Source organism: Photobacterium halotolerans DSM 18316 (assembly GCF_000425165.1).
GTDB lineage: Bacteria > Pseudomonadota > Gammaproteobacteria > Enterobacterales > Vibrionaceae > Photobacterium > Photobacterium halotolerans.
Window position 1 is genome coordinate 66,532 of sequence record NZ_AULG01000016.1, and the last position, 19,744, is coordinate 86,275.

Genomic DNA, 19,744 nt, shown 5'->3' on the forward strand with positions numbered 1-19,744 from the left:
CCTGCCAGATGCAACAAGCCTCTTCAGCACTGAAGAGGCTTACTCACAGCACAGACCCCATCCCACTTTTCAACCGTCCGACCGCAGGGCGGATATCAATCTGAAACATAACAAAAAAGCCCCAGCATTTCTGCTGAGGCTTCGTTGTGTTGGCGGAGCGGACGGGACTCGATGGTCCGGCAATCCGGCCCGCGACCCAAAGTGCGCAGCACTTTAGGGGCGCTTAGATACAAAAAACCCCAGCCTTTCGGCTAGGGTTTCGTGTAGTGGCGGAGCGGACGGGACTCGAACCCGCGACCCCCGGCGTGACAGGCCGGTATTCTAACCAACTGAACTACCGCTCCAATTCTTTTAAAACCGCTGTCAGACAGCCATTTTATTGAATGTGGCGGAGAGATAGGGATTTGAACCCTAGATACGCTATTAACGTATGCCGGTTTTCAAGACCGGTGCTTTCAACCACTCAGCCATCTCTCCGTAAGTGCGGTGAATCATACCAGCTCAATTCACACTGTAAAGTACCAAGATATTCAAATGTCTATTTTTTGAGCCATAAACCCTGTTTTTTATGTATCTGGACTATTTTTAATCACCAAAACGGTTATTTTTGTAGTCTGTTCGCCTTAAAAGGGCGTAAACCAAGGTAATATGGCCGCTGTTCACTGGTCAGATTATGGCAAATTGTCGTTTCGGCTGGTAAATGCGAAACTAGGCACTAGCCTAAATACAGACCGTGCTGATAAAATCAGCCCCTACATATCGAAAGTATCAATTACAGAGAGTGATTCCCCATGGGACGCAGTTTCGAAGTTCGTAAAGCCTCGATGGCTAAAACACAAGGCGCTAAAATCAAGGTCTATTCCAAGTACGGTAAAGAGATCTACATGAGCGCCAAAAACGGCGGTACAGATCCGGACAGCAACCTGTCTCTGCGCCGTCTGATGGAAAAAGCAAAAAAAGATCAGGTGCCAAGTCACGTGATCGAAAAAGCCATTGATAAAGCAAGCGGTGGCGGCGGTGAAGATTTTGCAACGGCGCGTTACGAAGGTTTCGGACCTGGCGGCTGCTCTGTAATCGTTGACTGTCTGACCGACAACAACAACCGTACCTACATGGATGTTCGCCAGTGCTTTGTAAAGAACAACGCGAAAATCGGTGCACCCGGTGCTGTTGCTCACATGTTCGATCATCAGGCGGTGTTCCAGTTCAAAGGCGATGACGAAGAAGCCGTGATGGAAGCTCTGATCATGGGTGATGCGGATGTGACGGACATCGAAGCTGAAGACGGTATGATCACTGTTTTCGCGCCGCACACTGAATTCTTCAAAGTGAAGAACGCCCTGGCCGATGCCATGCCTGACGTGACGATGGAAGTGGAAGAAATCACCTTCGTTCCTCAGGCCATGCATCCTGTCACCGGCGATGATGTGGCCACGTTTGAAAAATTCCTTGATATGCTGAACGACTGCGACGACGTGCAGAACGTTTACCACAACGCGGAAATCGAAGGTTAATCCCTTAACCTGACCACAACAAAAAACCGGGTTGCATTGCTGCTGACCCGGTTTTTTTTATCTGCACAATCTGAGGCGCTGTGTTGCTATCGGCTTCTGCCGCGAATCAGCAGAAACAGAAAATAACTGCCGCCTATTACAGACACCAGAGTGCCGGCCGCGATTTGAGCCGGAAACAGCACCGTTTGTCCTACCCAGTCAGCAATTAACATCACAGATGCACCAACCAGCGACGCGACGATCAGCTGCTCTCTGGCCTGTTTAGCCCCCAGCATCACCGCCATATGTGGCGCCAGCAAACCGACAAAAGCGACCGGCCCCATAGTGGCAGTGACCAACGCACACAATAAAGCTACGGCCCCCAATAATAAGGCGCTGCTGACAGGGACATTCAAACCACGTGCCGCCGCAAACTGTCTGCCGGCAGAGATCAGGGTCAGCCAGCGCGAGGTGGAAAGTGTGAACACGAACAAGGCGGCGACCCCGACGAACAGAAACAGTGCTTTGCCTTCCGTCACCCGATAGGTTGAGCCTGCCAGCCACGTCAGTATGCTGTAGCTGTCCTGCGTGCCTTTCGCCAGAGCAAATTGCACTAAGGCGTCGATCAGGGCAGTCAGGGCAATACCGATCAGAATCAGGCTGGAGGGGGCAAACTGATGACGTCGGCCCAGCACCAGCAACACGGCCAGCACTAACATACTGCCAGCAAATGCCAGCACAGAGCCAACCGCAAAAATGTTCATGCCCAGAAAAACACTGGCCCCCACCAACGCAAAGGTTGCGCCGGCTGAGATCCCCAGAATATCCGGGCTGGCAAGCGGATTGTAGATCAACCGCTGCAGCACAGTGCCTGCAATGGCTAACCCGACTCCGGCACTGAGGGCAGTCAGCATCCTCGGCCAGCGAAGCTCCCACTGGTAAGCCGTTGGCATCGCGACATGCCAGCTGTGACCGTCAGTCACAAACACCGCGGTAAGACACAGCATACCAGCGACAATCAGCATCAAGGCAGGCAGAATCAATGCAGAAAGACGATCCCGGCTCGGCGGTAATTTGATCGATACCTGATCCTGCGCTTTCATCTTACGGCGACTGAACCATAACAGAGCCGGTGCACCGATGGCCGCTGCTGTGGTACCACTCGGAATAGCATCAACCGTCAGTTGACTGAGCAACTGGGCGGCGGCATCTGTCGCCACCAGGAGCAGCGCCCCGAGCAAGGCACTCATAATGAGCTCAAACCTGGGAGTTCTGGCACCCAGTGCCCGCGCAATGTTTGGCGTCAGCAGTCCGATAAAGCTGATCACACCAACCGCTGTTATAGATGCAGCCACCAGCCACAAGCCAACAGCCATCAGCACGATAAAAGCAGGAACGACATTCAGACCGCGTGCTGCCGCCCCCTGATGGCCCAGACGCATCAGGGTCAGAATACGCGGCGCAAACACCAGCAGCAAAAGCGACACAGACAAACGGGGCAGCAACCACTGCACAGACTCCCAGCCGTTCTGAGTCAGATCGCCGGCGCCCCAGATAAAGACGTTCTTAGCATATTCCGCGTTCAGCAAAATGATAGCGCTGGCCACTGAGCCAAGCAGAATATTCACCACCATGCCCGACAGCACCAGGGGCAGCCCCGTCATGTTTTTCGGCCCGGCAATGAAGATCACCAGAAACAGAGACAACATGGCGCCTGCCATGGCGGCCAGGGCACTGTGATCACCCACCAGCTCAGGAAACCAGACGTTGACGATGATCAGCGCCAGCCAGGCGCCGGAAGAGGTGCCCAGTGTCAGCGGTGAGGTCAGTGCGTTTTGGGTCAGTTGCTGCATCAGGCTGCCCACCAGTCCCAGCATAGCGCCCACCATCAGCGCCATCACCAGGCGTGGAAGCTGGGCATAGCTGAACATGATGTCGGCAAATTCTTCCGCCTGGGTGCCGGTGACAATGGCAAGCTGGCGGGAAAGAGAAAGATCAGAGCCAATCTGAAGACTGGCAACAACGGCTGACAACAAGGCCAGCAGCAGTATGGGAAAGAAGGACAAGGAGCGGGTCATGAATCAGTCCTGCCCGCCCTTCACAGCGGTCACCACATCCTGATTAGGCGCAATCTCAAACAGGCTGTCGGCCATGGCTTCGGCGATATAGCGAATCGACATCGCCCCGCCATAGTTCCAGACAGAAGCGACGCTGTTGACGTGCCTGGCGCGGACAAAAGGCATGGCATTCCAGATAACCGAGCGCTGCAACTGCTTCTCTTCATTGAAAGGCCGGAAATAAAGCACGTAGCTGTCGCCCGCTTTTTGCAGATCGGTCAGCCGTTTTTGCACAATCCCCCATTCGGTGGCAGGTAAAGGCATGGCCGGAGTCAGGCCGAGCTGTGCAAGCGCATAATTAGTGGTGGAATTCTGGCCATAAACATACACAGAGGTCTGATTGGCAAATCGCATCGCGACCACACTGGGTGACTCACCATTAAATGCCTGATTAAGCTGATTTTTCAGTTCAGTAAAACGTTCAGACATAGCCGTGAGTTTCTGCTCAGCCAGCGCTTTTTGATTGAACACAGAGGCCAGTTGACGGAAGTTAGCAATGGCGGCTTCTGCACTGTTGAGCGACTGGCTGTAGGTTTCGTAATACAGCACAGGTGCCAGGGCTTCAAGGCGGGGGATCAGATCTTTTTGCGGTGAGGCGGCCAGGATCAGATCCGGCTTCAGTTCCGCAATTTTCTCCAGATTCGGTTCGGTGCGGGTGCCTATATCTGCCACACCGGCGGGTACGGCAGGCTGAACAACCCATTCCTGATAGCCACTGATATTTGGCATTCCAACAGGAGTGACATCCAGTTCCAGCACTTGTTCAGCCAGATCCCAGTTGAGAACAACCACACGCTGAGGCGGCTCGGCCAGAGTGTGCTCACCCCGGCTGTCAGTGACAGTTATCTCTGCAAACACCTGACCGGAGAGCAGCAAGGCTGCCACGGCAGTCCATTTACTCATTCGTGCCACTGGACCCATTTTTTTCAACCATTTATTTAACATAAAACGACAACTTCTCTGTTTTTCGTGCCACTGCTATTCACACACTACAGCGACTTTCCGGCCAGTCAGGTGCTCTGAATTGGCAGGGTGGTCAATGAGTTTAATGTCCGTCTCATACAGTGCAGACAGTCTTGGTTCATCCAGTAATACGTCTTTCGGGCCGGTGAAAGCAATGCGGCCTTGCTTCAGGGCCACCACGTGCGTGGCAAAACGCAATGCCAGATTCAGATCATGCAAGATGACAATCACCCCGCAGCCTGTGTCGCGGTTCAGATCGGCCAGCAAAGACATCAACTGGTACTGATGATGAATATCCAGTGCCGAGGTCGGCTCATCCAGGATCAGGACAGGCGACTGCTGGGCCAGCAGCATAGACACCCAGGCACGCTGGCGTTCACCGCCTGAGAGCTGGTCGGCCAGATTGTCGGCAAAGCGCAACGTGCCGGTTTTATTCATGGCAGCTTCTATGATGGCGACATCGTCTTTTTGCCAGCGACCGAATGTCCCGCGCCAGGGAAACCGGCCTAATTTCACCAGTTCTCTGACCGTCAACCCGGCAACGTCCGGCAGCTTTTGCGGCAGAAAAGCCACTTCGCGTGCCAGCGCTTTGGCAGACAAAGATGTCAGTGGCCGTTGGTTGAGCAGAATATCGCCTTCATCGGGCGCCATCTGCCCGGCAAGCAAGTTCACCAGTGTCGATTTACCTGAACCATTGTGGCCCAGCACCATGGTAAAGGCTCCGCTGCCGATAGTGAGCTGATCGATACGCAAAATATCGCGCCCGCCACGGTGTACACGGATGTTGTTGAGTTCAAACATAATTTTGTCTTATTACTTACACTGCTTGTTTGTAACCGGCAAATCGTTGTGCGGCACAACCAGGCTTACAGTTTATTCTTCGGGCAGTTTGCACAATAGCTGCCATCATCACGCCGGTAATGCATACAGCAGCTCACCCGCAGTTGCTGCCACTGGCCGTCGGTTTCGGCGCGGTACAATGTCTCGATATGTTTGGCAGGCAGACCAAGACTTTCCAGCCACCATGCGGCATGCTGGGGTACCTCGTCCGCCGGCATCTTCTCTGGTAATGCATTGTGGTAGCGCAGCAAAACCGCTAACACAGAGTCCGCCAGTAACTGGCGGGTAAAGCCAGGACGAATTCGGGTATGGTGTTCCATCTGCTCACGCAGATCATCATACAGATCGACCAGTTCACGACCCGCGCACTGAATCAGCTGCCGGGTATTGCCTTCGCACCATCGGCTGTTCTGGCTGAAACTGTAGCCGGCCACCCACCCTTCGTTATTGTATTGCTGAACAATACGACTCAGTGGTGGTACGGCCTGCACACTGTACACACAGACAAAAGCCAGATAGAGCGGCTGCCAGGTCAGCATCGACCAGCTGCGTGTCGTCCAGTAAGGCTGCCCCGCTTCCGGATAGTTCTGCTGCCAGTACTGATACAGGCTGGCCAGTAACTGATCGTTATTGCCATCACGGGTAATACAAAACAAGGTGTCAGGCGCGGAAACACCTTTCATTATGGGTATCAAACGCTCCGCATCATTGAACAGCCGAATCAGGTTTTCCGGCTGGACGGCACGCACAACGGTGCCGGGGAAGCGGTTAGGTTCAGAGCTCTGTTTTGTATTCAACGCTGTTGTCATCCATTCACCAAACTATCATGGACCCGTTTGCTGCACTTTGAGCAAACGCAAATTCTTATTAAGCCAATAACACTAGAATAAATAATAACTATTATCATTCAAGTTGAATTATCTTTTTGGGGCAAATTCCTTTCTACCGTCTCGGTGTGATCACACCAGCGTTGTTGCGGCACCATGGAAAGTAATGGGAAGAATAATAACAATTATTATCAAAATGATCAGTCAAAAAATACCACATTGACAGTGCTGCGGTATCGGCAGGAGATAATGATAAAAAAACCAGCCCTGAGGCTGGTTTCTGTCAGACTTCCGGGAGATCGCCCTGAAAGCTGTAGCGCTGTTGCAGTGTGTCTATCGCTATTACCTCGCCAGCGTCTGTCACCCTGTCGCCTAACATCAGGGTGACGGTGGGAAGCTCAGTCTCTGCATCTTGGTTTTCATCAAAGAATGCCGGGAAATCGCTGGTCTTTAACTCGACAGTTTTACCGTCCGGGCTGCCAAGCGCTGACAGTAACTGTGCATCCACAGTCAGCACCTGTACCTGACGCAACGACTGATAGCTGTGGAATGACAGCGTATCTGGCAGCATGCCGTATTCCTCAAACCAGGCGGTTTGGGTCATCAGATACTCGCGGTAAACCGCCCCGACCAAAGGTTGCATGTCACGGACAACAACACTGTCCTGAACAATCTCTTGCTGTGAGACCGGAACCGGCTTGCCTGCTGCATCTAACCCGTAGGTAATGAGCATCTGGCCGATGTCATCACGGCTGGGCAACCGGGCATAAGCGATAGCATCTCGCCGCCACAGCTGGGCTGACTGCTCAAATGCCTCCGCCAGCACAGAGGCGGTGTTCCGGGATGATACTGCTCCCTGAGCCGCCGCGATTCCCGGTTCGCTGCTGGCTGCTGTGAAACAGGGGAAAAACAGAACCGCCAGCAGGGGCAGGCGGTTCAGCATCACAAAAGGTCTGCGTCTTGGCTTTTTCGTCATCTTCATTCTTATACTTACATCTCAAGCTGACATCAGCATACCTTATGTCAGTGATTTATGCTGCCTGATTCCCGCGCAAACGCTGCCAGGCCGAAACGACAGCCAGTACCAGCAAGCCCGCAACGATACCAACGACCAGGTTGGTCATCATGGGCACCAGCCATGACGCGCCGGGCAGAGCATGCAGCCGCTCAGTTAAAAACACCAGCCAGTGATGCGAATCAGGAATGCTGTGAACCACGATACCACCGCCGACCAAGAACATGGCGATGGTGCCGACAACGGCCAGTAACTTCATCAATTTAGGCGCTGCGGCGATCAACAGCTGACCAAAACGGTGCAACAGGCTTTTTTCCTGATGCTGTTTCACCAGATAAAAGCCGCCGTCATCGAGTTTGACTATCCCGGCCACCAGGCCATAAACGCCCACTGTCATGGTCAGAGCAATCAGGCTGACCACCAGTAATTGTGTCGTCAGTGACATACCCTGGACGGTGCCTAGTGCAATCACGATAATTTCGGCAGACAAGATAAAATCGGTTCTGATTGCGCCTTTGATCTTGTTCTGCTCGTATTCATCAAGATCCATGCCCTCTGGCAGTTGATCATGATCTTTCAGCTCTTCTTCTGCATCATCATGGGTGAGTTTGTGAATGACTTTTTCTGCCCCTTCAAAACACAAAAACAAACCGCCGATCAGCAGCAGTGGCACGATGAGCCAGGGGGCGACAGCGCTGATCAACAAAGCCGCCGGCACCAGGATCAGCTTATTTTTAAACGAACCTTTTGCCACCGACCACACCACCGGAATTTCGCGTTCTGCTCTCACCCCGGCCACCTGCTGGGCATTCAGGGCCAGATCGTCCCCCAGCACCCCGGCGGTTTTCCGGGCCGCGACCTTACTCATTACAGCAACATCATCAAGCACAGTTGCAATATCATCCAGCAAAGTTAACAAACTTGCACCAGCCACATCCCCTCCTCAGTTTTGGGAAAGCTTATCTTATTGACTATCAGGCGATTGTGCCTGAGTAACCTCTTTCATAGTAAAACATTTTTCAGTGAAACCCAGCTTTCTCATTTACGAATCGTCTGCAGAGAAAGCCCTCAGATCACTCGCACAGCATGGTGATGTCCACTAAGCTTTTAATCAATATGACTATCAAGCACAGCCACTTTGTCTTTTTCTGACCAGCAGCTGTGTATAAAGCCTTCACTGCGCGGGCAACAACACGGTTTGACTTTCAGGGTTCGGGTTACCGATTTTTGTTCCTCTCATGGATGCGACCAATTTCGGTAGAAGGTGAGATATGGCAATCGCCATTGCCCTGATCATTATTGTCGTTGCTTCCATTGCCTTTCATATCTACAGCCCCTGGTGGCTAACGCCGGCTGCGTCTAACTGGGGAGAGATAGATAATGCACTGCACCTGACTCTCATCATTACCGGGGCGTTTTTTATCGTTCTGAACCTGGTGCTTGCCTGGCTGGTTATTCGCTTCAGGCATAAGCCCGGTCGCCAGTCCCAGTTTCAGCCAGACAGCAAAAAACTGGAAGGCTGGCTGATCGGCATGACTTCTGTCGGCATCATAGCGTTACTGGCGCCGGGTTTGGTGGTGTACGGGCAATTTGTCAGCGTGCCTGATGAGGCACGGATTGTCGAAGTCGTTGGTGAACAGTGGCGCTGGCGATTCCGTTTTCCCGGTGATGACGCTCAGCTGGGTAAAAGTGACACCCGGTTTGTGTCCAATACCAACCCGTTAGGCATTGACCCGGATGATCCTGCCGGGGCAGATGATCGGATTATTCTGTTACCCGAGCTGCACTTGCCCCTTTACGCCCCCTATAAAGTGCTGCTGCGATCCAAAGACGTCCTCCATGATTTCAACGTGCCCCAGTTCCGGGCAAAAATGGATCTGGTTCCCGGCACTGTCACCCATTTCTGGGTCAGGCCCACTGAGCGGGGGCAGTTTGACATCCTTTGCGCCGAACTCTGTGGTGTCGGGCATTTCAATATGCGCGGACGTGTTGTGGTTGAGGACGAAGCAGAGTTCGGCCGCTGGCTGGCCGCGCAGCCGACGTTTGCCCAAACCCAGCGCCCCGCGGACACAACTGCCAGTGGCGAGGCACTTTCGCAAGCCGATCTGATTGCGATGGGCGAGACGTTATCGCAAGTCAATGGTTGTATTGCCTGTCACAGTCACGACGGCAAACCCGGCATCGGCCCGACCTGGCAAGGGCTGTACGGCAATGCAAGAACCATGTCGGATGATACACAGCTTCAGGCCGACGAAGTTTATCTGAAACGGGCCATTTTGGATGCCAAAGCCGAACTGGTAAAAGGCTACCCTGCGGTCATGCCTGCGTATACTTTGAATGATCAGGAAATTGATGCCCTGATCGCTTATATCCAGTCTCTGGCGCAGTAGTGCTCGCGACGGGAGGAGATATGACAGCACAGACTCACCAACACAGCTCCGGGTATTCACAATCGTTCTGGAGCAAGTATATCTGGAGCCAGGATCATAAGGTCATTGCTATTCAATATTCTCTGACCGCCATTTTTATGGGCCTGATTGCCTTAGTCATGTCCTGGATTATGCGCCTGCAACTGGGCTTTCCCGGCACCTTCGATTTCATTGATGCCAATAGCTATTATCAGGCGCTGACCATGCACGGCATGATCATGGTGGTCTACCTGCTGACGGCACTGTTTCTGGGCGGATTTGGTAACTACCTGATTCCGCTCATGGTGGGCGCCAGAGACATGGTGTTCCCTTTCCTGAACATGCTCAGTTTCTGGTTTTATCTGCTGGCATCACTGATATTGCTGGCCAGCTTCTTTGTCACCGGCGGTCCGACCGGCGCTGGCTGGACCCTCTATCCGCCGCAGGCCATTTTACCCGGCACACCCGGCACCGACTGGGGCATAGTGCTGATGCTGATATCGCTGGCGGTGTTTATCGTCGCCGCCACCATGGGCGGGCTGAATTATGTCACCACTGTGCTGCAGGCACGGACCCGGGGGATGACACTGCTGCGCATGCCACTGACCGTCTGGGGCATTTTTACCGCCTCAGCCATGGCCTTGCTGGCCTTCCCTGCCCTGTTTGTCAGTGCGGTGATGATGCTGTTCGATAAACTGCTCGGCACCAGTTTTTTCATGCCTGCGGTGATCTCCATGGGACAGCTTACCGAGCATGGTGGCGGCAGCCCTATCCTGTTCCAGCACCTGTTCTGGTTCTTTGGTCACCCTGAAGTCTACATAGTCGCCTTGCCTGCCTTTGGCATAGTATCGGACTTGATCAGCATTCATGCCCGCAAAAACATCTTCGGCTACAAGATGATGGTATGGGCAATTCTGGCCATCGGTGTGCTGAGCTTTGTCGTCTGGGCGCACCACATGTATATCAGCGGCATGAATCCGTACTTCGGTTTTTTCTTTGCCATCACCACCCTGGTGATCGCCGTTCCGACCGCGATTAAGGTCTATAACTGGCTGTTCACGCTCTGGAAAGGCGATATTCATCTCACGCTGCCTATGCTGTTCGCTCTGGCCTTCATCAGCACCTTTGTGATCGGCGGCTTAACCGGTTTGTTTTTAGGCAATGTGGTGGTCGATATACCCTTGTCGGACACCTATTTTGTCGTGGCCCATTTCCACATGGTGATGGGCGTGTCACCGATCCTGGCCATTTTCGGCGGGCTCTATCACTGGTATCCCAAAGTCACCGGCCGAATGCTGAACAACACCATGGGCCATATCCATTTCTGGTTTACGTTCCTGGGGACCTACGCCATTTATTTCCCTATGCACTATCTCGGTGTGATGGGGATGCCAAGGCGCTATTTCGCCTGGGAAGATTACAGTTTTATTCCCGAATCGGCGCAGCAGCTCAATGCCTTCATCACCATCGCCGCCCTGATTGTCGGGGCGGCGCAACTGCTGTTTATTTACAACATGTACTGGAGCTGGCGTCATGAACAGGCTGTGGGCGGCAATCCCTGGCGTGCCACCTCACTGGAATGGCAAACCCCTGATACGCCTCCTAAACATGGTAACTGGGGCGATGAGCTCCCTGTGGTGTATCGCTGGGCCTATGATTTCAGCGTACCCGGTGCCAAAGAAGATTACCTGCCGCAGAACCTGCCGCCCGACGATATCGCGACGGATGCGCCCGGCAGCGAGCCTGAGGAGTCCAAGACATGAGTCGTAAGCCTGCACTCTCGACACTGGCGTCGGGCAACCTGAGTCCGGCACCGAACGCGCACTACCAGCCGGCCAGCACCTATGCGATCGCCTCGACCGGTTTGTGGGTACTCATGGCCGTTATCGGCGCCTTGTTTTTCTTGTTTACCGTGGCTTATTACATCCGCCACACGCTGAGTGACTGGCAAGCGCTCAACGAGCCGTGGCAACTGATGCTGAGCACATCACTGCTGGTACTGGGCTGTGTGGCCATGCACCTTGCCGGCCGCAAAGCCCGTTTGCTGCCGGCCCTTGCCGCCTGCCAGACAGAGCTGATCATGGCGGTCTGTTTCACGCTCGGCTTTATTCTGGCGCAGTTATGGGCCTGGCTGGCGCTGGTTCAGATCAATCAGGGCGTGCTGGCGAACCCGGCTAACAGCTTTTTTTATCTCCTGACCGGCCTGCATGCACTGCATATTATCGGTGGGGTACTGGCACTGGGTGTGGTGGTGTATCAGGTCTGGCGGGGGCAAAGAGACAATCTGCATTTATGGCTGCAGCTCTGCGCACGGTACTGGCATTTCCTGTTATTCATCTGGCTGTTTCTGCTGGGCTTACTGCGATTGACCTGATCCGCACAGCCAGCAGAACGAGAGGTCTTGATTATGAGTGAAACCCAACCCCCCCGGACGCCAACCCTGGGCAGCCAGACGGGCTGGACAGGGGTCGTCAACGACTATGCCGGCGACCGTGCGGCATTTCGCGTCTCGGCCAACAAAACCATGATGTGGATTTTTCTGCTCAGCGACACCTTTGTGTTCGGCTGTTTTCTGGTGGGCTATATGTCGGTCCGTATGACCACAACGGATATCTGGCCACCGACCAGCGAGGTCTTTGCCTTAACGATTGGCGGTCACTCCATCCCGCTGATCCTGATAGCCATTATGACTTTCGTGCTGATCACCAGCAGCGGGACCATGGCAATGGCCGTCAACTGCGGCTATCAGGGAAAGCGCTGGTCCACCGCCTTACTGATGCTGATCACCGCGTTACTGGGGCTGACCTTTGTCGGTATGCAGGCGTTCGAATGGAGCAAGCTCATTGCTGAAGGCGTTCGCCCGTGGGGGAATGACGATGGCGCGTCACAGTTTGGCGCGGCCTTTTTCATGATCACCGGTTTTCACGGTTTGCATGTCAGTGTCGGCGTGCTGTATCTGACAATCGTCGCCATTCGGGTCGCCCTGGGGAAATATGACAAACAAGGTGTGGACCCCCATGCCGCCGGCATACAGGGCGGACGATACGAGATTGTTGAAATCACCGGACTGTACTGGCACTTCGTAGACTTGGTGTGGGTTTTTATTTTCGCCTTTTTCTATCTGTGGTAGCTCAGGCCAACCGTCAAGGAGGCTATGATGGCACATTCTGAACTCACTCATGATTCAGTGAAGCAGCAGCATCCAATCAGCCTGTATCTTAAAGTATGGGGGCTGCTGTTTGTACTCAGTACGCTTTCATACCTGGTCGACTATTTCCATTTACAGGGCATGTTGCGATGGAGCCTTATTCTGCTGTTTATGGCACTGAAGGCCGGGCTGATTGCCGCAGTGTTCATGCACATGCGCTGGGAAAGGCTCGCTCTGGTGTATACCATTTTCCTGCCGCCGTTAGTCCTGCTCGTCCTGGTGGGCCTGATGGCGAGCGAAGCAAGCTACATCTTTGCTCTCAGAGAATGGTTTTTCAGTCTGCCGGGTGGATAACAACCCGGCAGAAGCCTTGTCAGCGCCGGAAGAATGTCGTTAAGGCAGGGTTTTCATCATACGCTGCCATTTCTGCTGCATGGCAACCACCCAGTGCGGAGGGGATTTCCCGGTTCCGGCAGGTTTGAGTTTGTCATGCGCCAGCGTGATACTGGCCAGTTGCAGTTCCTGCTCCGGTTCAACATCCACCATCAATACATGCTTACCGGATTTCAGAACGTTTTTAAACCGGCGGAACTGATAATGCAGTTCCTGGAAGCCAAGCAACCCCCCTTCCCAGGTAATAAATCCCAGAATTGCAATGGCCAGTAAAATGAAAGGTGCCCAGCCAACCGCATCCGTCACCCCGGAGGCATAGGCCGCAATTAAGATACCGGCTGCGGCAATCGCCCCGATCACGGCACCAATTTCGGTTGAGTGTACAACGTCATTGCGCATCACAGACTGCACCGGATGCAAATGCTTGTGGCTCGACACATCAGCATCTTTGTTACTGAGAACATGGATTTGCGGAGAAGTAAAACCACTCAGTTCAAGCTCATGTTCCACCAGCTCAAGCTCATCCAGGTCATCACTGATATAAAAGACCCGTTTCATGTTTGCCTCCTGACAGGTCGCCAACGAAGAAGGTCGCAATTTCAAAGGTTACTATCAGTTTACAAGGCCTTTGCAGAACTTTTTACCAGAGTGAAAACTAATTTTTCGCAATATTGTCAGATTATCCTGCCAGAAGCGGATTTTGACAGGCTCAGCAATCATTGACATCAGGCTAACACAGGCCTTGCGAAAATCATTTAAAGTGCCCGCTTTTCTCCGTTTTATGGCGTAAACAATGAAATCATTAACTCTGTTCGGCTTGCTGGCCATCAGCTTGTCTCTTACCGGCTGTCAACTGACTCATGTAGAGGGCGAAGTAGACGGTGTGAATATCAAAGCTAGCACTAATGGCGACTACGATGATCACCATCACGGTAGCAAAGGCAGCTTCTGCCCGCCAGGACAAGCCAAAAAAGGCCGCTGTTAATTCAGCGGTTTTTCTTCTCACCCGTATCGACGAGAGTCATGGCACCAGTTCACACCTTCTGCCCCATTTCCTGAATAAATATATTCTGAACGATAGCCCGCCATTTCTGTCAAGTCGCCGAATAATGGCGTTAACAGTAACGACTTCCGCTTAAAGTCATACGCTGTAAGAAACAAGTTGTTACACTTCTGGCCGATGGATTCAGAAGCCTTTTTGTGAACCCTGCCAAACTCTGAACCATACTGGGATTGTTAACAGAAAAATGGCTGGCTGCTTTTCAAATCAATCACATGACAAAACAGGATGAAGAAATGAAAACAATAGTTAAAAAGTCACTGATGTTGAGTCTGGCAATCACTTTTTTAGGGGCAACGGCCGCAGCACATGCCGCGAACAGTGTAAAAGGTGCTAATCAGGATGTCTCTGAAGGCACAGTAACGGCGGCAATGATTGAATCCGATGCGAATGGCTGGCTGGTTGTCCACCGCACTGACAAAGACATGAAGCCCGGACCTGTGGTGGGTTACGCGCCGGTCAAGAAAGGGATGAACCAGGATGTAGCCGCCATTCTCATGGAACCTGTCAACAGCGGCGAAATGCTGATGCTGATGCTCCACGGTGAAGATGGCGGGATGAAAACCGGCGTGTTTGAATATACCCTGGGCGCGAAAGAAGACGGTCCGATCCGCGAAGACGGCAAGCTGGTGATGGCTATTATTACGGCCGAGTAATACAGCTGTGTATCACGGTATATAAAAGAACAGCCACGCAGATGCGTGGCTGTTTACATTTAGGGTTAATCGCTGGTCATTACTGACGATCCTGATCAAAGTCACCGTGGAAATGACCGTGGTCCGAATGGCTTTCTGCGGCTTTCAGCTTCTCACCGATACGCAGTTTTTGCGTCGGTTTCAGGTCGCTTGGCATACGTGTCATGGTTTTCGCGGCAGGCTCTTCCGCTTCAGGGAACAGTGGTTTGCTGAACGCATAGTAAGTCGTGACATAGGCCAGAGCCTGAGTATTGACGAACAAAGCTTTCTGGCTGACGTTGTTCAGATCATCACAGGCCTGGTGATAACATCTGTCGTAAGCCACATCAATTTCACCACCAAAGTGATCCACTTCCTGCGCAGTTTTCACTTTTTCAGCACCGGTGAACAGACCGCCGAACGCCACACCCCAATCGGCAAAACCGGCGTAATCTGAACGTTTCGACAGTGCCTGAGGCACAGTGAACTCGGATTTTGCCGTAAAGAATTCATTGAATGTCGCTTCAATGTCGGACGTGCCGTATGGCGGCTTGAAATCACCGGTATAGGCATTGTCCGGGCTGTCTTTGGTGTCCGACAGGTCGCCGTCCATGACACCGAAGATATAGTTCGGCGAACCGATCATGTCAAAGTTCAGATACAACTTCACTTTGTTCAGCTTAGTGTAGCGCGCTTCGACCAGCTCAATCTGTTCTTCTGTCAGCTGGCTGGGATCGTCCAGTCCCAGCTCTGCCAGAATCTCGCTCTGAGCCTGATCATAGATAGGGGCAAACAGCTCGTTGGTGTAATACTCAGAACCGACTAAGCCGGCTTCCTCTGCCGCCCACCACGCGAAGCGGACTTTGTTTTTCACCGGCGCTCTGGTGTCAGCCAGCGTAATCGCATATTCCAGCAAACCGGCTGTGCCTGAACCGTTGTCATTGATACCAGGCCCTTCCGGCACTGAATCCAGATGCGCCCCCAGCATCACCACCTGATTCGGATTACCGCGTCTGGTTTCCGCAATCACGTTCTGGGTTACGACCATTTCGTCTTTCACATCGACAGCCAATGCCACGGGTACAGCTTGAGTCTGGCTTAAATCAAACCACTGTCTGGCAATATCATAGCGGGCGCCAAACGCAGGTACTGTCGCCGCCGTATCACTGCCCAGCGTACCGTTAACCACAGCCTTACGACCTTCATCATTGCCTTGGTTGAAGACGATCACCGCTTTGGCACCCGCATTTTGCGCGTTCACCACTTTCGTCGTGAAGTCACAGCCACCACGCTGGATCACCGCCACTTTCCCGGTGATCGCTTTACCGTCAAAATCGGTGGCGTCACAGCCATCGGTATCATCGTAATCCGGGCTGTCGAAGTTGAAATCCGGCGTGACAAATACGATGTCACCCGCCAGCTCGCCATTAGAATCACCTGAATAGGACATCACGGCATAGTCTGCTTCAACACCTTCACCAGCCTCACGAGTGCTGATCAGATCAACGCCGTCAACATTGAGCTTGGTTCCGGCCAGCTCTTCCCAGGCGCGGAAATCAAACTCCTGAGTAGATACTTTATAGCCGTGTTCTTTCATCACTTCGATAATGTAATCAACGGAATACTGGTATCCGTCTGAGCCGGCAGCACGAGTCACAGAGCTGCCATCCGATGTCGGCGTGGCACGCGCTTCCAACGCCACCAAATGCTCTACCACATCTTGATGTTCAATTTCGCTACTGACGTAAGCCGCGGCTTCTTTCGGGTCATCCCAGTAACAACCGGTCAACATGGTTGAGCTGATGAGAGTGGCGAGAAGCGTCTTTTTTGTTGTTATGCATACTTGCATGTGTGTGACTCCTTGTGTGTTGTTAGCCAACACATTGTTGACGAAACACAAGGTTACAAGAATGTTAAATTGGAGTTATTTTGTTAAACCCAGGCAGACTTCAAGTTATGCGCATACATGCTATGCAACAACAACTAAAGTTTTAACTCAAGATCACAGCCCTGATCTCAACAAGATCCTTAATCTAATGACAAAACTATTAATTTAAACTGTGTTTTCGACAAAAATCAGGCATTAAATTCATTAAAGATACATTTAATGACAATAAACACTAAGGCAGTTTCAGGCTGTCGGGAAAGTTACATACTGCTCTCTGACACTCACAACGCTATGGTAACCGATTAAATGTCAGTCAGATGTCTCTTGCTGAGACGATCGCACGATTCACTTTACCCTCAGGCGATCTCATAAAAGTCATCAGATAATGCCATTCCCGCAAATAGCGGGAACCCATAAAACGCATGAGGGCAAAGCAGGAAAACGGACAAAAGCAGTTAACGGCCATCCACAGAAAGCACAGCGAAAAGCTGCTCAGTCACATTAAAATAAATCAGCAATATTTTTGATATTCTGAATCGTATTTTCAGTGGTTGATAGGGTCTCGTAGTATTTGCGCTGATTGTTCAGACTGGCAAGGCGTTGATTCAGCGCGGTCTTTTGTGCTTGAGGCAGGTTATCCGAGCTCAGCTGGCTATGAATCTGACCCATTTCTCTGTCAATCTTATGAACGGCAAGCTCATATTCAAAACGGTTAACGTCAAACTCCGCCCGTTCCATCCGCGACTTGGCCGATTTCAGCTCCGCTTTAAATGTTTTTCTGTCATCACCGGACAGCGTGTCCTCTTCCAGCCTCGCTTTATAGCTATTCACACTGCTTTCTGCCGCGCTTAGCCTGGATTGCGCCTGCGCCAGATTATGGTAAGGGGTATAGCCTGACAGAAAATCCCTGGCTAAATCGGCCGGACAGACATTGTCATAACTGGTATTGGACTGGCCAACCAGGGTGCCATTTTCGTAAGTACAGTACGAGGTTAATCCTTCGCTGCGGCCTTGCTGGTAAGATTTCAGATCCACCGATACGCCGTATTCAGCACATTCTTCACTGTAAATGGCCGAATAATTCTTTTTCCCTTTCTGACCATCGGCCAAACCTATCTGATGCCAGTCCCCCAGCCGGCATTCTTCTTCACTGATGGAAGAACAGCCCGACAAGGCCAACATCATTGCCACAGCTGGCATCACATATCGTTTATGCATTTATTCAGATATCCCTGATTCACACTAGACCACTCTCTTCCCTGGCACGCTCTTTCCCAGAGATAGTGCGGCGCACTGCCTTTATTTGTTAATTCAGATAACCAGATGACGCCAGGGCACCCAACGTCTCATGGTGATAAAGTCCGTAAAGATACAATACAACTGATGTCATATCAAAGCTTTAGCATAGGCTCAGTCCAATGATGACTGGGATGAATTGGCTACTGACGCTGCATCGCCCGGTGTCAAACGGGAAGGGAGAAAGTATGGGAGTGCGCAGAAACGAAGCTTAGAGAAGAAAGTGAAAAGGAAATACCCCGATCAGGCACTGACAGCCTGACCGGGTGAAAACCTTAACCTGCAGTGTGCAGATAACGGTGAATCGATAAGCCGTCTGTGTCGATATCCGTGTCTTTACCACTGACAATATCAGCCAGCAGGCGACCAGAACCACAGGCCATGGTCCACCCCAGCGTGCCGTGCCCGGTATTAGTGTATAGATTATCAAAAGGCGTCTTGCCTATAACCGGGGTGCCATCCGGTGTCATCGGACGCAGGCCAGTCCAATACTCGGCCTGGTTCAGATCGCCGCCTTCAGGGAACAGATCATTAACCACCATCGCGATGGTTTCTTTGCGCTGCTCGGTCAGGTGCAGATTAAAGCCCGCCAGCTCGGCCGTACCGGCCACGCGGATACGGTTATCGAACCGAGTCATGGCGACTTTATAGGTTTCATCAATCACGGTCGATACAGGGGCGCCGTCGCTGTCTTTAAGCGGCATGGTCAGTGAATACCCTTTGACCGGGTAAACCGGCAGTTGCATACCTAAGGTGCCCAGCATGGCTGTTGAGTAACTGCCCAGCGCCACCACATAAGCATCGGCTTTGAACTCGCCTTTATCAGTATCGACAGCCACAATGCGCCCCGCTTCATGGCGCAGTCCTTTAATTTGGGTATCAAACACGAAAGTGACACCGGCCTGCTCAGCCAGAGCGGTCAGTTGCTGGCAGAATTTATAACAGTCGCCGGTCTCATCATCCGGCAATCTCAGGCCGCCCGCGACTTTTTCACGCACTTTCGCCAGTGCAGGTTCTGCGGCGATACACCCTGCAGCATCCAGCAGTTCAAAGCGTATCCCGCTTTCTTCCAGCACCTGAATATCTTTGCCGACCGCATCGAGCTGGGCTTGGGTACGCAACAACTGCAATGTGCCTTTTTGACGGCCTTCATAGTGCAGATCGTGTTGCTGGCGCAATGCAATCAAACTTTCCCGGCTGTAATTTGCAACACGTAACATACGGGCTTTATTGCGCTGATAGCTGACATAGTTGCAATTGGCCAGCATCTTACCCATCCAGCTGTACAAATCCGGCGATAACGACGGTTTGATTTTCAGCGGCGCATGTTTTTGTACCAGCCATTTAATGGCTTTCGCCGGAATACCCGGCGCTGCCCAAGGTGAAGAGTAGCCGTAGGAAATCTGTCCGGCATTAGCAAAACTGGTTTCTTCTGCACTGCGGGACTGGCGGTCAATCACCGTCACCTGATGCCCGTTCTGCGCCAGATACCAGGCTGACGTCAGTCCGACAACACCGCTTCCTAATACAATGACTTCCATACGTTTCTCTCTTCGCTGTGGCTGGGTGGCGGTAAGAAAACGCCAATACGCTCTCCATACCTCAATAAAAGCGCAGATTGC

Annotated in this window: 18 protein-coding genes and 2 tRNA genes; 8 read left to right on the top strand and 12 right to left on the bottom strand. The window is 52.4% G+C overall.

Annotated elements, in window-relative coordinates; all coding sequences use genetic code 11:
• Window positions 1–267: 267 nt before the first annotated feature.
• A tRNA-Asp gene (locus tag H511_RS0104310) sits at window positions 268–344 on the bottom strand.
• Between the two features lie 42 nt (window positions 345–386).
• Window positions 387–477, bottom strand: a tRNA-Ser gene (locus H511_RS0104315).
• A gap of 314 nt (window positions 478–791) precedes the next feature.
• Between H511_RS0104315 and H511_RS0104320 the strand changes: the two genes are divergently transcribed.
• The gene (locus H511_RS0104320) at window positions 792–1,514 is read left to right on the top strand and encodes a YebC/PmpR family DNA-binding transcriptional regulator (RefSeq protein WP_027251202.1); all 723 of its coding nucleotides are present in this window, start codon (window positions 792–794) and stop codon (window positions 1,512–1,514) included.
• A gap of 86 nt (window positions 1,515–1,600) precedes the next feature.
• On the opposite strand, the gene fhuB is transcribed toward H511_RS0104320, so the two are convergent.
• The 6 genes from fhuB to H511_RS0104350 form a co-directional block, all read right to left on the bottom strand.
• Window positions 1,601–3,571 carry a Fe(3+)-hydroxamate ABC transporter permease FhuB gene (gene fhuB / locus H511_RS0104325; RefSeq protein ID WP_051287834.1) on the bottom strand — a complete coding sequence of 657 codons (1,971 nt, stop codon included), beginning with the start codon at window positions 3,569–3,571 and terminating at the stop codon, window positions 1,601–1,603.
• 3 nt (window positions 3,572–3,574) lie between these two features.
• Window positions 3,575–4,513: an iron-siderophore ABC transporter substrate-binding protein gene (locus tag H511_RS22530; protein ID WP_051287864.1), complete on the bottom strand. Its 939-nt coding sequence runs from the start codon at window positions 4,511–4,513 to the stop codon at window positions 3,575–3,577.
• A gap of 75 nt (window positions 4,514–4,588) precedes the next feature.
• Window positions 4,589–5,374 carry an ABC transporter ATP-binding protein gene (locus H511_RS0104335; protein ID WP_027251204.1) on the bottom strand — a complete coding sequence of 262 codons (786 nt, stop codon included), beginning with the start codon at window positions 5,372–5,374 and terminating at the stop codon, window positions 4,589–4,591.
• A gap of 65 nt (window positions 5,375–5,439) precedes the next feature.
• Entirely contained in the window at window positions 5,440–6,222 is a 783-nt protein-coding gene (locus H511_RS0104340; RefSeq protein ID WP_051287837.1) for a siderophore ferric iron reductase, read from the bottom strand.
• A 301-nt stretch (window positions 6,223–6,523) separates the two neighbouring features.
• Window positions 6,524–7,216, bottom strand: coding sequence for a hypothetical protein (locus tag H511_RS0104345; protein WP_155804804.1), 693 nt, complete (start codon window positions 7,214–7,216; stop codon window positions 6,524–6,526).
• A 55-nt stretch (window positions 7,217–7,271) separates the two neighbouring features.
• Window positions 7,272–8,189 (bottom strand): DUF808 domain-containing protein, encoded by a 918-nt coding sequence (locus H511_RS0104350; RefSeq protein WP_027251207.1) that lies wholly within the window; start codon window positions 8,187–8,189, stop codon window positions 7,272–7,274.
• A 337-nt stretch (window positions 8,190–8,526) separates the two neighbouring features.
• On the opposite strand from H511_RS0104350, the gene H511_RS0104355 reads away from it, so the two are divergent.
• From H511_RS0104355 to H511_RS0104375, 5 genes are read left to right on the top strand one after another with little or no spacing between them, the layout of a single operon-like run.
• Window positions 8,527–9,645: a cytochrome c oxidase subunit II gene (locus H511_RS0104355; protein WP_027251208.1), complete on the top strand. Its 1,119-nt coding sequence runs from the start codon at window positions 8,527–8,529 to the stop codon at window positions 9,643–9,645.
• Between the two features lie 20 nt (window positions 9,646–9,665).
• The gene (ctaD, locus tag H511_RS22535) at window positions 9,666–11,426 is read left to right on the top strand and encodes a cytochrome c oxidase subunit I (RefSeq protein WP_051287839.1); all 1,761 of its coding nucleotides are present in this window, start codon (window positions 9,666–9,668) and stop codon (window positions 11,424–11,426) included.
• A complete protein-coding gene (locus tag H511_RS22540; RefSeq protein ID WP_051287841.1) occupies window positions 11,423–12,037 on the top strand; it encodes a cytochrome c oxidase subunit 3 in 615 nt (204 codons plus the stop codon). Before ctaD ends, H511_RS22540 begins: the two co-directional genes overlap by 4 nt.
• Before the next feature lie 33 nt (window positions 12,038–12,070).
• Window positions 12,071–12,793, top strand: a complete 723-nt coding sequence (locus tag H511_RS0104370; RefSeq protein WP_036758748.1) for a heme-copper oxidase subunit III family protein — start codon at window positions 12,071–12,073, stop codon at window positions 12,791–12,793.
• Window positions 12,794–12,820: 27 nt separating this feature from the next.
• The gene (locus H511_RS0104375; protein WP_027251210.1) at window positions 12,821–13,165 is read left to right on the top strand and encodes a cytochrome C oxidase subunit IV family protein; all 345 of its coding nucleotides are present in this window, start codon (window positions 12,821–12,823) and stop codon (window positions 13,163–13,165) included.
• Between the two features lie 39 nt (window positions 13,166–13,204).
• Here H511_RS0104375 and H511_RS0104380 read toward each other — a convergent pair whose 3' ends face one another.
• Complete coding sequence (locus tag H511_RS0104380; RefSeq protein ID WP_027251211.1) at window positions 13,205–13,762, bottom strand: hypothetical protein; 558 nt, start codon at window positions 13,760–13,762, stop codon at window positions 13,205–13,207.
• 235 nt (window positions 13,763–13,997) lie between these two features.
• Here H511_RS0104380 and H511_RS0104385 point away from each other — a divergent pair, with 235 nt between their 5' ends.
• Together H511_RS0104385 and H511_RS0104390 are read left to right on the top strand one after the other, a co-directional pair.
• Window positions 13,998–14,189, top strand: coding sequence for a hypothetical protein (locus tag H511_RS0104385; RefSeq protein WP_027251212.1), 192 nt, complete (start codon window positions 13,998–14,000; stop codon window positions 14,187–14,189).
• A gap of 311 nt (window positions 14,190–14,500) precedes the next feature.
• The gene (locus tag H511_RS0104390; RefSeq protein ID WP_036758778.1) at window positions 14,501–14,920 is read left to right on the top strand and encodes a DUF7282 domain-containing protein; all 420 of its coding nucleotides are present in this window, start codon (window positions 14,501–14,503) and stop codon (window positions 14,918–14,920) included.
• 79 nt (window positions 14,921–14,999) lie between these two features.
• Here H511_RS0104390 and H511_RS0104395 read toward each other — a convergent pair whose 3' ends face one another.
• From H511_RS0104395 to H511_RS0104405, 3 genes are all read right to left on the bottom strand, one after another.
• Window positions 15,000–16,787: a M28 family metallopeptidase gene (locus H511_RS0104395; protein ID WP_027251214.1), complete on the bottom strand. Its 1,788-nt coding sequence runs from the start codon at window positions 16,785–16,787 to the stop codon at window positions 15,000–15,002.
• A 540-nt stretch (window positions 16,788–17,327) separates the two neighbouring features.
• Window positions 17,328–18,044 (bottom strand): DUF2799 domain-containing protein, encoded by a 717-nt coding sequence (locus H511_RS0104400; protein WP_027251215.1) that lies wholly within the window; start codon window positions 18,042–18,044, stop codon window positions 17,328–17,330.
• Window positions 18,045–18,397: 353 nt separating this feature from the next.
• A complete protein-coding gene (locus H511_RS0104405; RefSeq protein ID WP_027251216.1) occupies window positions 18,398–19,663 on the bottom strand; it encodes a D-amino acid dehydrogenase in 1,266 nt (421 codons plus the stop codon).
• Window positions 19,664–19,744 lie beyond the last annotated feature (81 nt).